Genomic DNA, 14,045 nt, shown 5'->3' with positions numbered 1-14,045 from the left:
TTTCTGTCTGTACGATTTTGAAGTTTTTTTGTACGATTGTGCTATCAGAATCATTGAAGGAAATGTAATTTGGCAATAGATAAAAATTAAAATTGTACGAATATGAGCACTACAACACAACAACAATCAGAAACATTACTCCAATGGCCTGAATTCAAAAAAAGATATGACAACTACATCAATGGGCAATTTACAGCTCCGGTCAACGGACAGTACTTCGATGTAGTTTCACCTATTGACGGTAAAAATTTCACACAGGCAGCGCATTCATCCAAAGAAGACCTTGAATTGGCGGTAAATGCAGCCGAAAAAGCATTCCAAACGTGGAAAAACACTTCTTCCACAGAAAGAAGCATCATTTTAAACAAAATTGCCGACAGGATCGAGCAGAATTTAGAATACATCGCAACCGTTGAAACCATCGATAACGGGAAGGCGGTAAGAGAAACTTTAGCCGCAGATATTCCTTTGGCAATTGATCATTTCAGATATTTTGCGTCCGTTATCAGAGCGGAAGAAGGTTCTCACAACGAACTGGATAAAGATACCGTTTCATTAATCGTTCACGAACCGCTTGGAGTAATCGCACAGATCATTCCGTGGAACTTCCCGATCTTAATGGCAGTCTGGAAATTAGCTCCGGCTTTGGCAGCAGGAAACTGCGTCGTTTTAAAACCTGCAGAAAGTACTCCGATTTCCATTATGGTTCTTATGGAACTCATCGGCGATTTGCTTCCGGCAGGAGTGGTAAACATTGTGAACGGTTTCGGAGCAGAACTGGGAAGGGCTTTGGTAACCAACCCGAAAGTAGCAAAAGCAGCCTTTACAGGTTCTACAGCAACCGGTAGACTGGTTATGCAGTACGCAACAGAAAATATCATCCCGGTAACGTTAGAATTAGGAGGAAAGTCTCCAAACGTTTTCTTCAATTCGGTAATGGATGCAGACGACGAATTTTTAGATAAAGCCATCGAAGGAGCAGTTCTTTTTGCTTTGAATCAGGGTGAAATCTGTACCTGTCCGTCAAGATTACTGGTTCAGGAAGATATCGCAGATGCTTTCATTGCCAAAGTGATCGAAAGAGTAAAAGCCATCAAAGTCGGAAACCCTTTAGATAAAACCGTAATGATGGGAGCGCAGGCTTCACAGATCCAGAAAGATAAAATCCTTTCTTACATCAAATTAGGAAAAGAAGAAGGTGCAGAAGTGCTTGTCGGTGGAGATGTAAATCATGTCGGAGAAGGTCTGGAAGACGGATATTATATTCAGCCGACCATCTTTAAAGGAAACAACAGAATGAGAATCTTCCAGGAAGAAATTTTCGGACCTGTTCTGGCATTCACCACCTTCAAAGACGAAGAAGAAGCATTAAAAATCGCAAACGACACCATTTACGGTCTTGGAGCAGGAGTCTGGACAAGAGATGCGCATCAGCTTTATAACATTCCGCGTCATATTGAAGCAGGAAGAGTTTGGGTAAACCAGTATCATGCATATCCTGCAGGAGCACCTTTCGGAGGATACAAACAGTCGGGAATCGGTCGCGAAAACCACAAAATGATGTTGGATCATTACCGTCAGACCAAAAATATGCTGATTTCCTACAACAAAAACAAACTAGGTTTCTTTTAATCTTAAATATTAGGGCGTGCCCGTTTTCCCCGTCTCGGCAACGGGGAAAAACGGTCGGGCTATTCAGGGCTCCACTTCGTTTCGGTGCTCCGTTTCACTCCGCACCGGCTCGTTCCTCGCCACCCTTCCTATCCCTCACGCGAACAACCATTCGTCCTGATCCGGAATTTTCGGGTGAGCAGGAATTTTCATGTCATTTAGAACCGTATCAAAACTTTAAAGAACCAGACTAAACTTAAAAACCAACTCAAAAAAATAAATAATGATTCCAAAAACAATGAAAGCAGCAGTTGTTCAAGGCTATGGACAACCCCTGAAAATAGAAGAAGTTCCCGTAAGAGAACCTGGAAGATATGAAGTACTCGTAAAAGTAATCGCTTGTGGTGTTTGTCACACAGATTTACATGCAGTGGACGGCGATTGGCCTGCAAAACCGAAGATGCCTTTAATTCCGGGACATGAAGGAGTAGGGATCGTGGTTGCATGTGGTCCTGAAGCTTTTGTAAAAGAAGGAGATGCAGTGGGAGTTCCGTGGCTCTATTCCGCCTGCGGATGCTGCGATTATTGTATTACAGGCTGGGAAACACTTTGTGAAGCCCAGAAAAACGGAGGATACAGCGTTGATGGAGGTTTTGCCGAATATGTCATTGCAGATTCACGATATGTCGGACATCTGAAACCGGATGTTAACTTTTTAGAGATTGCACCGATTCTTTGTGCCGGAGTTACTGTATATAAAGGTTTAAAGGAAACGGAAACAAAACCGGGAGAATGGGTTGCCATTTCAGGAATCGGTGGATTGGGACACGTTGCTGTTCAGTATGCAAAAGCAATGGGAATGCATGTTGCTGCCATTGATGTCGCTGATGATAAACTGGATCTGGCTAAAAAATTAGGCGCAGATCTGGTCGTTAATGCCAAAACAACAGACCCCGGAGAATATCTTCATAAAGAAGTTGGCGGAATGCACGGTGCATTAATAACAGCAGTATCTCCGATTGCCTTCAAACAGGGAATTGATGTTCTTCGAAGAAAAGGGACCATTGCTTTAAACGGTCTTCCGCCGGGATCATTTGAACTTCCGATTTTTGAAACCGTATTAAAAAGAATTACGGTGCGCGGTTCCATCGTAGGAACTCGAAAAGATCTTCAGGAAGCGCTGGATTTTGCAAATGAAGGACTGGTAAAAGCAACGGTAACCGCGGCAAAATTAGAAGATATTAATGATGTTTTCGACAAAATGAAGAAAGGGCAGATTGATGGCAGAATCGTTCTCGATATTGCAGGAAGTTCGAATTAAATAAATTTAGAGTTTCGGCGAAATGAAATTTCACCGAAACTTTTTAACTTTATAATAAGAAAGGTAATGACAAAGTAAACGGATGTTAAGAACATGATTTTTGCGAATGAATCAAAGAAGAGATAATGACATTCTGAAATACCGAAAATGTTGTCATTCTGACGAAGGAAGAATCTAAACCTCATTTATAAAGATTTTTTACTTCACTTCTGAACTGTGTTCGTACACCTTTAATTCAATAAAAATAAAGAAAAATGCAAACAAAAATAGCAAGACTTTCAGCAACCGAAAAAGCTCTGGAAGTCATTTGGGAACTGGAAAAAAAATATGGTGGCCTGATGTTTTATCAGGCAGGAGGATGCTGTGAAGGAACGCAGCCCCAATGTTTTGAAAAAGGAGGATTTTACCCGAGAATGAATGACGCGATGATCGGAACCATTAATAATCATGAATTCTGGATCGACCGTGATCTCTTCGAATACTGGAAATACTCACATTTTACACTCGATGTTGTCGATGGTTTCGGACCGGGCGGATTCTCTTTAGAAACACCTCTGGGAAAAACATTCAAAGTCATTTACAGACTTTTCACGCTGGAAGAACTGGAGAATTTAGAACAGGTGAAACGCAGTGAATAGTATTACTTTGTATTTTTAAAGATATTATTTTTCTGTGCGATAAAATTCAGTTCTCTTAAAAAGTCATATTTGTCTCTTTGGATGCTTCCTTTCAGGACGAAATACTGTACAATCGTCATAAGAAACGGCACAGCAAGAATAAAATAATTCTTTTCGTCTTTACTGGCTAGAAAAGCAATACATAGCGCAAAAACAATTGAGACAACCATGATCATAAAATGATAAAGAAAGGGTATAAATTCTATCGTAAGCAATGTTTTGTTGTTTTGTTCCAAAATACTTCCTTTTATGATACAATGCATAATATTAAAGTCGAAAAAATGCCGTCTTCTTTTAATGGTAAAATTTTTCTGGTTCACCATTCCACGGTATTCAAATCTTGTAGGAATTCCATAATCCGGAATTAAAGAAATAAAAGAGGGATTTGTTTTATAAGTAATCTTTCTCAGGCTTTCTATCAGCTCAGATTGCTTCATCTCAATGTCAAAATTCAGACTTTCATAAAGTCCGATGCTTTTATAAAAAGAATTCATACAGGAATATTAATACAATAAAATTATTTTTGATTATCTATTATTGATCATAATGCTAATTTTAACGCAAAGGATCGCTAATATTTTTTTTATACCAACTGTTTTTAAGTTCGCAAAGGCGTTTCACTCAGCAAAGAACTTAAAGATTTTTCAATGGTGACAAAGTATGGACAATCTTAATTATTTAGAAAACATTTGTGCAATTCGCGAAAAAACATTCGTGCAATTTGTGTTTAGATAAAAAAATCAAACCTTCACAAACCTACTTACAAACATAGAAGCTACCAATTGTCCGACCGCATTTAAAACCGTTGCCAAAGGATCAACCAGAGTTCCGATAATCATTACTGCCGGAATTGCTTCCTGTGGTAATTTGTAGACGGAAATCATCAACATTTCTCCGATATATCCTCCGTTTGGAATTCCTCCCGCAACAATGCTTACAAATACAGTAATTCCTAAAGCTAAAAGAAGATTCATAGGATCAAAAAAGTCTCTTCCGATGATTAAGAATGCCACATAAATCTTAATGATCGACGACATGGAAGAACCGTTTTTATGCAAAGTTGTGCCAATCGGGATCACAATATTTGAAATCTGGCTCGGAATTCCGATTTTTGAAGCTGCGAGTAAATTGGCAGGCATCGTGGCGAAGCTGCTGCAGGTGCTCAAAGCGGTTAAAGTGGGGAAAACAGCATTTGTCCAGAAACTTTTAACTCCGTTCTGACCTTTTGCCATAAACGCATAGAGTGAAAAGAAGACCAGAAAATAGACTACTCCTGCAATATAATACAATCCTAAAGGTTTTGCATAAAATCCGAAAAGCTGAGGTCCCAGCGTAGCAACCTGATACGCAAAATATGCGCCCAAACCAATCGGGGCAACTTTCATAATCAACAAAAGCAGTTCCTTCATCACTTCATAGCCCGAAGCGATAAATGAGCGGAAAGCCTGTCCTTTTTCTCCCGCTTTTCTGGCGGAAAATCCCGTCATGAAAGCAAAAATTAAAAGAGCCAGCATATTTTGTCTTGAAAAAAGCTGTGTAAATTCTCCTACCGTAAAAAATCCTACGATTCTGTTTCCCCAACTGTCATTACTCGTGGCTTCCTCCACAATTTCCGAGCTTCCAGCAACTCCGGAAACCGGAAAAAGATACACGGCACAAATCGTGAAAATTGCCGCAGTTAAAATAAAGAACAGAAAGGTAAAAGCCATGGTTACCATTATCTTTCCGAACTTAGACTGTTGCTCCAGTGAAGCAATAGAATTGGAAACGGCAAAAAAAACCAGCGGAACAACACTTACAAACAGCAGGTTCAGGAAGATATCTCCCAAAGGTTTTATATAATCCACAATATCGGGAGCCGCAATTCCGATGATGCTTCCGACAGAGATTCCCAACAGTAAAAGTAAAATTCCGGAGTAGTTTTTCAACACTTCTTTCATGCGTTGCTTTTTAACCAAAGATAGCTTAATTTTTAACATTCTGTTATATAAAATTCAGTCATAAAATCCTTAAATTTGAGTAAACATCGTTTCTATGGCTTATATAGATTACTATAAAATTTTAGGCGTAGACAAGAGCGCAACGCAGGAAGATATCAAAAAGGCATATCGAAAACTCGCAAGAAAATTACATCCCGATCTCAATCCTGATGACAAGGAAGCCGAAAGACAATTCAAAGAGCTGAATGAAGCCAATGAAGTTCTGAGCAATCCCGAAAACCGTGCAAAGTATGATAAATACGGAGAACACTGGAAGCATGGCGAAGAATATGAAAAAGCACAGCAACAGCAGCAAAGACAGTATCAAAATCAGGGAGGAAACTTCGGAGGCGGATTTTCGGAAGCGGATTTTGGTGACGGGGAAGATTTTTCAGATTTTTTCCAGAGTATGTTTGGAGGAGCAGGAGGAGGTTTCGGCAGAAGTTCAAGGGGAAGTGCGTCGGGAAAATTTAAAGGACAGGATATTCAGGCAGAATTAACTTTAACCTTAACAGATGCTGCAACAACACATCCTCAGACTTTTGAAATCAATGGCAAAAAAGTAAGAATTACCATTCCGGCGGGAATTTATGACGGTCAGCAGATTAAATTAAAAGGTCACGGAAATCCCGGTTTCAATGGCGGCCCAAATGGAGATTTATACATTACGTTCAATATCACTCCTGATCTGAATTTTGAAAGAACCGGCAATGATCTGAAATCTAAAGTTTCAATTGATCTGTACACCGCAGTTTTAGGAGGTGATGTAAAAGTAAACACGCTGAATGGAAGTGTAAATCTGAAAGTAAAACCTGAAACACAGAACGGAACAACAGTAAGACTGAAAGGAAAAGGCTTTCCGGTGTACAAGAAGGAGGGCGAATTTGGTGATCTTTTCGTGACATATGAAGTGAAATTACCGACCAACCTGACTGAAAAGCAGAAAGAACTTTTTGAACAACTTAAAAATTCCTAAGCCATGAGTGAAAGAATATCGCGGGAAGAACTCGTAAAAATATATAACGTAGAAATTACTTTTTTTGATGAATTGGTGAACTCGGGATTGCTTACTATTCACACAGAAAATGAAATCCGTTATCTGATGTATGAAGATTTGCCCATGTTTGAAAGATTTACCAACTGGCATTATGATCTGGAAATCAATCTTCCGGGTTTAGAAGTAATCCATGAAATGCTGAAAAAAATGGAAGATCTCAGACAGAGGAATCGTGAACTGATGAATAAACTTTCTGCAATCGATGGTAATTTTGTTGATAGTTGATAGTTGATAGTTGATAGTTGAAGGATCATGATTGATGATTGATGTTTTGGAGTTGTGAAAAAACAATAGATCAATGAAGAGATCATCATTTAATTAAATTTTTCTTTTAGCTTTGCATCAGAAATTACTGTTTATGACTGAAGAAAAAGTTATTGTTTTAAAACCTAAAAGGAAAGACTTTGAAGAAATATATTTCAGCGGAAATCAGGGAAGTTTGTTTTTTTCATCGACTACCAGAGGAAAAACGATTACAACGATTGTGATTGCTGTTATTTTACTGATCGTTTTTGTTTTCAGAAATGATTTTACTAAAGAAAAAGCGGGAATTTTATATTTTGTAAGTTTTTTGTTTTTGCTGTGCGCGTTTTTTCTTTCCGTAAGCATCAATAAAGTTTCGAGATGGAAAAAGCAGGTTAATAATTACTTAAATAAGCTTGAAAACTGTAAAATCTACGAAATCCGGTTTGATGAAAATTTCTTTACCGTAAATATCGATGGCGAAAAAGAAACCAGCGAGTGGAAAGATTTTACTTATTTTTACAGCAATAATGAATTCATTACCGTTGAAGGAAAATACAGCTATATGTTTCCCAGAAAATCAATGAGCGAAAAGGAATACAGCTTTCTGAAGCAGGTTTTAAAGAAAAATATTTCAGAATAAAACAACAAAAAACTCAGAGTGCTTTGCTCTGAGTTTTATTTTATCATAAAAAAGCTGATTAATCCAGCCAGCCCATTTCCTTCATCCAGTCGTCGTTGTAAATTTTTCCAACATATCTGGAACCATGATCGTGAAGAAGAACCACAATCACATCGTCTTTCGTGAACTGATCTTTCATCTGTACCAAAGCAGAAATTGCGCTTCCCGCAGAATATCCGCAGAAAATACCTTCTTCTTTAGCCAGTTTTCTTGCGTACACTGCTCCGTCCTTATCTGTTACTTTTTCGAAATGATCGATTACAGACATATCGTAGTTTTCAGGAAGAATATCTTCACCAATTCCCTCTGTAATGTACGTGTAAGCATTTCCTAAATTGATTTCTCCCGTTTCGTGAATCTCTTTTAAAATCGAACCGTACGTATCTACTCCGATTACCTTAATGTCAGAATTTTTCTCCTTAAAAAATGTTCCGCAGCCTGTAATCGTACCTCCTGTTCCGGCTCCTACAACGAAGTGCGTTAGTTTTCCTTCCGTCTGTTCCCAGATTTCAGGCGCGGTAGACTCGTAATGAGCTGCTCTGTTGGATAAATTGTCGTATTGGTTTACATACCATCCGTTTTCCGTTTCTTTAGCCAGTCTTTTGGAAACAGAATAGTAAGAACGCGGATCGGTAGGTTTTACATCTGTCGGACAGACAATAACTTCTGCTCCTACAGCACGAAGAATATCACATTTTTCTTTAGACTGTTTAGAGTTGGTTACAAAAATACATTTGTACCCTTTGATGATCGCGGCAAGAGCCAGTCCCATCCCTGTATTTCCGGACGTTCCTTCGATAATCGTTCCTCCGGGTTTTAATCTTCCATCTTTTTCAGCATCTTCAATCATTTTCAGAGCCATTCTGTCCTTCACAGAGTTTCCCGGATTGAAAGTTTCCACCTTTGCCAAAACCAGTGCCGGAAAATCTTCACCCAAAACTTTATTAAGTTTTACAAGAGGTGTATTTCCGATGGTTTCGAGGATGTTGTTTGCGTATTTCATAAATGTCTTTTAAAGCGTTGCAAAGATACGGCTTTCAGATAATTAATAATTAAAAATGAATAATTAATACTGTTTTCTCAATTTCAACCCCTCAAAACCAACCTTTCCAATCCAAACCCAAACTCTAAAAACCCCTCAAAACCCTCTCACTCTATTTACCTTCTTACGCTCACCCTCTCCAACTCTCCACTCTCCAACTCAATAAGGAGCTTATTCCCGCTATCCACTGTATCTTTTTTGTTACGGCTTCCTGAACTACGTTCGTAAACCTCCAGTTTATGCTCCAGCCGCAACAAAAAAGGATGTCGTTTCTATCGGGGCTAGGATTTTGCCGTTATCAGAAAATTTGTCATTGCGAGGAACGTAGTGACGAAGCAATCTCAACTCAAAACGAAGTTATACCTTAATACTCTTAAAGCCTTAATAAAACTTAATGTTCAAATTGTAGAAAAGTTGAATATAATTTTATAAATCTGAGATTGCTTCGCTTCGCTCGCAATGACAAATTCCGTCGAATAATTAATATCAATTATACTTAATCGCTTTCACTGGAGAAATCTTACTGATCAGATAACTCGGAATTATTAATGCCAGTCCTGAAATAATCAGAATTCCGGCAGAAATTGAAATAATGGCAATCGGGTTAAGATCTACCGGAACCGTACTAACGTAATAATTTTCCGGATTTAAGGTAATCACTCCAAAAACTTTCTGAATCAAAAGCAGTCCGAGACCAATCGCATTTCCGTACAGCAATCCCGGAATCATAATAATTAAAGTATAATTGATAAAAGTGGCTCTGATCTGTGAATTGCTTGCTCCCAAAGTCTTTAAAAGACCGATAGAATTTGTTCTTTCAATAATCAGGATCAGAAGAACCATGATGATATTAATGACTACAACAATCAACATGATGATGATAATCAGAGCGATATTGGTATCGAAAATACTAATCCAGTCCGTAATCTGAGGATATTTTTCAGTGGCTTTTTCAGCATAATTTTTATAGCCGATGAGTTTCTCAATTTCAGGAAAATCGCTGTCGATATCATTTACATTTTTAAAGAAAATATCCAGTCCGCCCATTTCATCAGGCTTCATATCCTGAATTTTTCTTACATGATTAATTCCTCCCAACACAAACTGATCGTCAATCATTTTAATATCGGTTTTATAAATTCCGACCACTTCAAATTTTCTGTAAATAGGCTTTTGATCTGCCTTTGAAAATACCGTTACAATGCTGTCCTTCACTTTCAGATGAAGATCATTGGCAATCTTTTGGGAAATGGTAACTCCGTTGTAATAGCCAACTTCCGTAACTTTCGGAGAAGTTCCGGCAACTAAAAATTTTTTGAACCTTACACTGTCAAAATCTTTTCCGATTCCTTTGAAAATAATCCCTGCAAAATTATGCTCGTTCCGCATAATTCCCGTTACCGTAGCATATTTCTGCACACTTTCAACATCCGGAAGTTCTTTTATTTTCTTGATATTCAGTCCCTGATTATCAAGAACTGAAGTATTGTAGGAAGAGTTTGATCTCGTGGATCTTACGGTAACGTGTCCGCTGAAATCTGCAAGTCTTTCCTTAATCGCTTTCTTAGAACCGAATCCGGTGGAAACGGTAATGAGAGAAACAATAATTCCCAATGCCACAGAAAGTCTGCCGATGAAGATGATAACCCTCGAAAGGTTATTTTTGTTATCTTTGGAAAACGCTATTTTTTTCGAGAAATATAAAGGAAATTTCAAACTTATGAATTTAGATTTCAAAATTAAAAATTTACTTCTTATTTGCCTAATTTTTTTAGGAGTATTCAATCAATATTATTCTCAGGCTCAAGATAAAAAAGATTTTAAAACGGGAGCAGATCAGCCGGAGCTCTATTTGCCTTTGCTGAAAGGAAAAATTGTAGGAGTGGTAACGAACCAGACCGGACTGATGAGCGATAGAACGCACGTTGTGGATTTTTTGGTAAAAAACGGAATCAGAATAAGATCCATCTTCGCGCCGGAACACGGTTTCAGAGGGGATGCAGATGCAGGCGAGAAAGTAAAGAATGGAGTAGACGTGAAAACCGGAATTCCCATCGTATCATTATATGGTAAAAATAAAAAACCGACTCCGGAACAACTGAAAGAAATGGATGTTCTGGTGTTTGATATTCAGGATGTCGGCGTGAGGTTTTACACCTATATTTCAACACTGACCTATCTTATGGAAGCAGCCGCTGAAAATAATATTGAAGTGATTGTTTTAGACAGGCCAAATCCGCATGACGGATATACAGATGGTTCTGTTTTAAAGAAAAAATGGACAAGTTTTGTGGGGATGCATGAAGTTCCGGTTGTATACGGATTGACAATAGGAGAGTACGGAAAAATGGTAAATGGAGAAAAATGGCTGAAAAACGGAGTTCAGGCAAAATACACGTTGATTCCGATGAAAAATTATCATAAAATGTTGCGTTACCAGATTTCAGATAAGCCTTCCCCGAATTTACCCAATGATAAAGCCATCAACTTATACCCAAGTTTATGCTTTTTTGAAGGAACACAGGTTTCCGTGGGAAGAGGAACAGATTTGCCGTTCCAGATTTACGGATCTCCATGGACAAAAAATCTTCCTTATCAGTTTACTCCGAAGCCAAGTGCAGGAGCAAAAGATCCTTTTTTAAACGGAAAATTGTGCTACGGCGAAAACCTTTCAGATTATAGAAAAGACTTAAGAGAACTGAATCTGGACTGGGTAATAAAAGCGTATAAAAACTATAAAAATCCTGATCTGGACTTTTTCCTGAAACCAACCACAGGAAGTAATCTGTGGTTTGATACTTTAGCCGGAACCGATGAGCTGAGAAAACAGATTGTTGCCGGAAAATCAGCTTCGGAAATCAAAGCATCCTGGAAATCAGATTTGGAAAAATTCGAGAAAATCAGAAAGAAATATGTTGTTTACGAAAACTGATGAAACGTGAATTGTCAATTGTCAATTTAGATTCACAAATAAAATGAATTCACTATTGACAATTGACAATTGAAATTTTTTAATCAAAATTCTGCGGCGGAGTTTTGTCGTCTTTTCCTTTATTCATGATCACAAGACCGATTGACAGACCGATAACGCCCGCTGCCGCAATCATTAAAGCTCTTTCCAGCTTATCTGCCTGATCGTTTCCCAGGTAATTCATCAGAAAAAGAATCCCAAAAGTGATGATGCAGATAATAATATGATTTTTACCGAATAGTTTCATTGTTTTATTTTAGTTTATAAGAAATCATGACACCGCCTCTGTAAGGAAGAATTTCCCCGCTTTTGTTAAAGCCTTCCGCTACGTCATAACGAGCTCCCGTCGAGCGTACATAGCCTTTGTAAAAATCCTGAGAAGTTCCGATTCCTGCATAAATATCCATGTTCCAGTTTTCAGCAAGTTTAAACTGATAGCCTCCTGTAATTCCAACTATTATGGAATAACCTTTTTGGTAGACATCAGAATATTGGTAGACATTTCCATTTTTTTCGTCAACAAAAGTGCCGTCACTCCAGTAATTCCACTTTTGGGCAATAAAGCGGGAACCTGCAATATTTCCTCCGATATACCAATGTTTAAAAGCTTCATCAAAATAATATCTTCCTTCCAGCGAAACGGAGTAATACTGCAATTCGTGTCCGGCAAAAGATTTCCACGGAGAAATTAAAACATCGCCCTGTACCGTGAATTTTTTATTTAACTGATGCTCTAATCCTACATTTATAACTCCTACAGGTATTAGCAAAGCATTTCCTTTAAGGTATACACTTTTTTCAGAAGTCGGTTGTGCTTCCTGTTCCTGTGCATTGAGTGTTCCTAAAAAAAACACGGTTAAAATCCCTGCAATCAATCTTATTTTAAGCATTTTATTTTATTTGTTTTAGTAGCTCATCGGCTAAAGTAGAATCTTTCTGAGCCTGTGTTGCCATATTTTTAGACATTTCTGCGTATGTTTTTGCCATTTCTTTATTTCCGATTAGAAAATAAAGTTTCGCAAGAATATATGTGTTTTCAGAACTTTCGCCTCTCATCACAGATTTTTCAGCCCACTCCGCCGCTTTTTTCAGGGATGATGGGGTTTTTACGTGTTCCGCAAATACCCACGCTGCTTTTAATAATTCATTAGGTTCAAACGCTTCTGAATTTCTGTAATAGGCTAAAGCTGCTTTCTCGTATTCCGGAAAATTCGAATTTTGCTCATAATAGCCAAGTTTCATCTGGTTGAGTTTCACTTCCGCATCATGCTTTCCTACAAGAGGTTCTGCATTTTTCATGAAGTAATCATCATTGATTTTTTTATTCTGCTGATCGATAGACTGCTCCACAATCTTGCCAAGCTTGATCTGATTGTCAAATTCCTTATACGTTTCTTCCGGTAAAAATTTGATGATTTCAGCTTTTCGGTCTGTAAAAACTTTGTAATTTTTGTCTTCAGTAGATTTTAAGAAAAACAGCAGCAGTCCAACGTCGTCTTTTGAGAATTCTTCAGTAGCTTTTTTATTTTCAAAATATCTTTCAGATGCCTGTTTGGCAAAATTAAAATCCGAAGAGGAATTGAGTTTCATAATATTGATCAGAAAATCGGAATCTTTTTCACCCTTCGCAAAACGTTCTTTCAGCGAACCTTTTTTGTTGTTAGGAGAATTTACATCCTGCGCCATCGTCAGAAACATACTTTCTTCCATATATCCGAAATTCTGGGAAACAAGCTCTCCGTCGCCATTCAGAAAAAGATAAGTAGGATAGGAGCGTACTCCGTATTTTGCCGCAATATCTCTTCCTTCTCCTTTTTCCATATCAAATCTTGCGTTCACAAAATTTGCATTGAAATAATCTCCGACCGATTTCTGCGTAAAAACATTTCTTTCCATCATTTTGCACGGACCGCACCATGAAGCATAGGCATCCAGAAAGACAATCTTTTTTTCTTTTTTTGCCTTTGCAATAAGGTCTTTAAAAGGCAGTTCTTCAAATTTAATGGCTTCCTGAGCAAATGCCGTAATGGCGGAAAATAACAATAAACCGGAGATAATCTTCTTCATTTTTCAAATAAAATTTAAAAAAGCGAATATACTTAATTTCAACGTAAAGGAGATGCTATTGTGATGGGATTAACTACGATTTAACAATGTGAAATAAAAAATAAAAAAGTCATCCCAAATGAGATGACTTTAAGTGGTTTCTCCAGGAATCGAACCAGGGACACATGGATTTTCAATCCATTGCTCTACCAACTGAGCTAAGAAACCATTTAATTTTTGCTTCTTTTTTGAAGTGGTGCAAAAGTAACAATAATTATTAACCTTGGCAAATTTTATTTAAAACTTTGAAAATAAAACCACCTTTTTACAGGTGGTTTTTTTAAGTGGTTTCTCCAGGAATCGAACCAGGGACACATGGATTTTCAATCCATTGCTCTACCAACTGAGCTAAGAAA

The 14,045-nt window shown here is 37.9% G+C and carries 14 protein-coding genes and 2 tRNA genes; 7 read left to right on the top strand and 9 right to left on the bottom strand.

Annotated elements, in window-relative coordinates; genetic code table 11:
- Positions 1-102: 102 nt before the first annotated feature.
- The 3 genes from H6W52_RS09595 (at position 103) to H6W52_RS09585 (ending at position 3,570) form a co-directional block, all read left to right on the top strand.
- Positions 103-1,632 carry an aldehyde dehydrogenase family protein gene (locus H6W52_RS09595; protein ID WP_116097799.1) on the top strand — a complete coding sequence of 510 codons (1,530 nt, stop codon included), beginning with the start codon at positions 103-105 and terminating at the stop codon, positions 1,630-1,632.
- A 262-nt stretch (positions 1,633-1,894) separates the two neighbouring features.
- The gene (gene adhP / locus H6W52_RS09590) at positions 1,895-2,932 is read left to right on the top strand and encodes an alcohol dehydrogenase AdhP (RefSeq protein ID WP_076392242.1); all 1,038 of its coding nucleotides are present in this window, start codon (positions 1,895-1,897) and stop codon (positions 2,930-2,932) included.
- Positions 2,933-3,186: 254 nt separating this feature from the next.
- On the top strand, positions 3,187-3,570 hold the full coding sequence (locus tag H6W52_RS09585) for a DUF779 domain-containing protein (RefSeq protein ID WP_116097801.1): 384 nt from the start codon (positions 3,187-3,189) through the stop codon (positions 3,568-3,570).
- Positions 3,571-3,572: 2 nt separating this feature from the next.
- Here the strand turns inward: H6W52_RS09585 and H6W52_RS09580 are convergent, their stop codons facing one another.
- Both H6W52_RS09580 and H6W52_RS09575 read right to left on the bottom strand, forming a co-directional pair.
- Entirely contained in the window at positions 3,573-4,103 is a 531-nt protein-coding gene (locus H6W52_RS09580; RefSeq protein ID WP_116097803.1) for a hypothetical protein, read from the bottom strand.
- Between the two features lie 246 nt (positions 4,104-4,349).
- Positions 4,350-5,549, bottom strand: coding sequence for a dicarboxylate/amino acid:cation symporter (locus tag H6W52_RS09575; protein WP_116097805.1), 1,200 nt, complete (start codon positions 5,547-5,549; stop codon positions 4,350-4,352).
- Between the two features lie 94 nt (positions 5,550-5,643).
- Here H6W52_RS09575 and H6W52_RS09570 point away from each other — a divergent pair, with 94 nt between their 5' ends.
- The 3 genes from H6W52_RS09570 to H6W52_RS09560 all read left to right on the top strand — a co-directional run bounded on the left by H6W52_RS09570 (position 5,644) and on the right by H6W52_RS09560 (position 7,531).
- Positions 5,644-6,564, top strand: a complete 921-nt coding sequence (locus tag H6W52_RS09570) for a DnaJ C-terminal domain-containing protein (RefSeq protein ID WP_116097807.1) — start codon at positions 5,644-5,646, stop codon at positions 6,562-6,564.
- A 3-nt stretch (positions 6,565-6,567) separates the two neighbouring features.
- Positions 6,568-6,870, top strand: a complete 303-nt coding sequence (locus H6W52_RS09565; RefSeq protein ID WP_116097809.1) for a chaperone modulator CbpM — start codon at positions 6,568-6,570, stop codon at positions 6,868-6,870.
- 133 nt (positions 6,871-7,003) lie between these two features.
- Positions 7,004-7,531 carry a YcxB family protein gene (locus H6W52_RS09560; protein ID WP_116097811.1) on the top strand — a complete coding sequence of 176 codons (528 nt, stop codon included), beginning with the start codon at positions 7,004-7,006 and terminating at the stop codon, positions 7,529-7,531.
- A gap of 58 nt (positions 7,532-7,589) precedes the next feature.
- Here the strand turns inward: H6W52_RS09560 and H6W52_RS09555 are convergent, their stop codons facing one another.
- Positions 7,590-8,573: a PLP-dependent cysteine synthase family protein gene (locus H6W52_RS09555; protein WP_076392256.1), complete on the bottom strand. Its 984-nt coding sequence runs from the start codon at positions 8,571-8,573 to the stop codon at positions 7,590-7,592.
- Between the two features lie 525 nt (positions 8,574-9,098).
- A complete protein-coding gene (locus tag H6W52_RS09550) occupies positions 9,099-10,328 on the bottom strand; it encodes an ABC transporter permease (protein WP_116097911.1) in 1,230 nt (409 codons plus the stop codon).
- Between the two features lie 4 nt (positions 10,329-10,332).
- On the opposite strand from H6W52_RS09550, the gene H6W52_RS09545 reads away from it, so the two are divergent.
- Complete coding sequence (locus H6W52_RS09545; RefSeq protein WP_116097813.1) at positions 10,333-11,544, top strand: exo-beta-N-acetylmuramidase NamZ domain-containing protein; 1,212 nt, start codon at positions 10,333-10,335, stop codon at positions 11,542-11,544.
- Positions 11,545-11,623: 79 nt separating this feature from the next.
- Here the strand turns inward: H6W52_RS09545 and H6W52_RS09540 are convergent, their stop codons facing one another.
- The 5 genes from H6W52_RS09540 to H6W52_RS09520 form a co-directional block, all read right to left on the bottom strand.
- A complete protein-coding gene (locus tag H6W52_RS09540; protein ID WP_076392260.1) occupies positions 11,624-11,830 on the bottom strand; it encodes a hypothetical protein in 207 nt (68 codons plus the stop codon).
- A gap of 4 nt (positions 11,831-11,834) precedes the next feature.
- Complete coding sequence (locus H6W52_RS09535) at positions 11,835-12,473, bottom strand: DUF3575 domain-containing protein (RefSeq protein ID WP_116097815.1); 639 nt, start codon at positions 12,471-12,473, stop codon at positions 11,835-11,837.
- A gap of 1 nt (position 12,474) precedes the next feature.
- The gene (locus H6W52_RS09530; protein WP_116097817.1) at positions 12,475-13,650 is read right to left on the bottom strand and encodes a thioredoxin family protein; all 1,176 of its coding nucleotides are present in this window, start codon (positions 13,648-13,650) and stop codon (positions 12,475-12,477) included.
- Positions 13,651-13,784: 134 nt separating this feature from the next.
- Positions 13,785-13,857 (bottom strand) — tRNA-Phe (locus H6W52_RS09525).
- Between the two features lie 117 nt (positions 13,858-13,974).
- Positions 13,975-14,045, bottom strand: a tRNA-Phe gene (locus tag H6W52_RS09520).

The sequence above is a fragment of the Chryseobacterium sp. C2(2020) genome, from assembly GCF_014218915.1.
Lineage (GTDB): Bacteria > Bacteroidota > Bacteroidia > Flavobacteriales > Weeksellaceae > Chryseobacterium > Chryseobacterium mucoviscidosis.
This window is presented reverse-complemented; position numbering and strand designations above follow the sequence as displayed.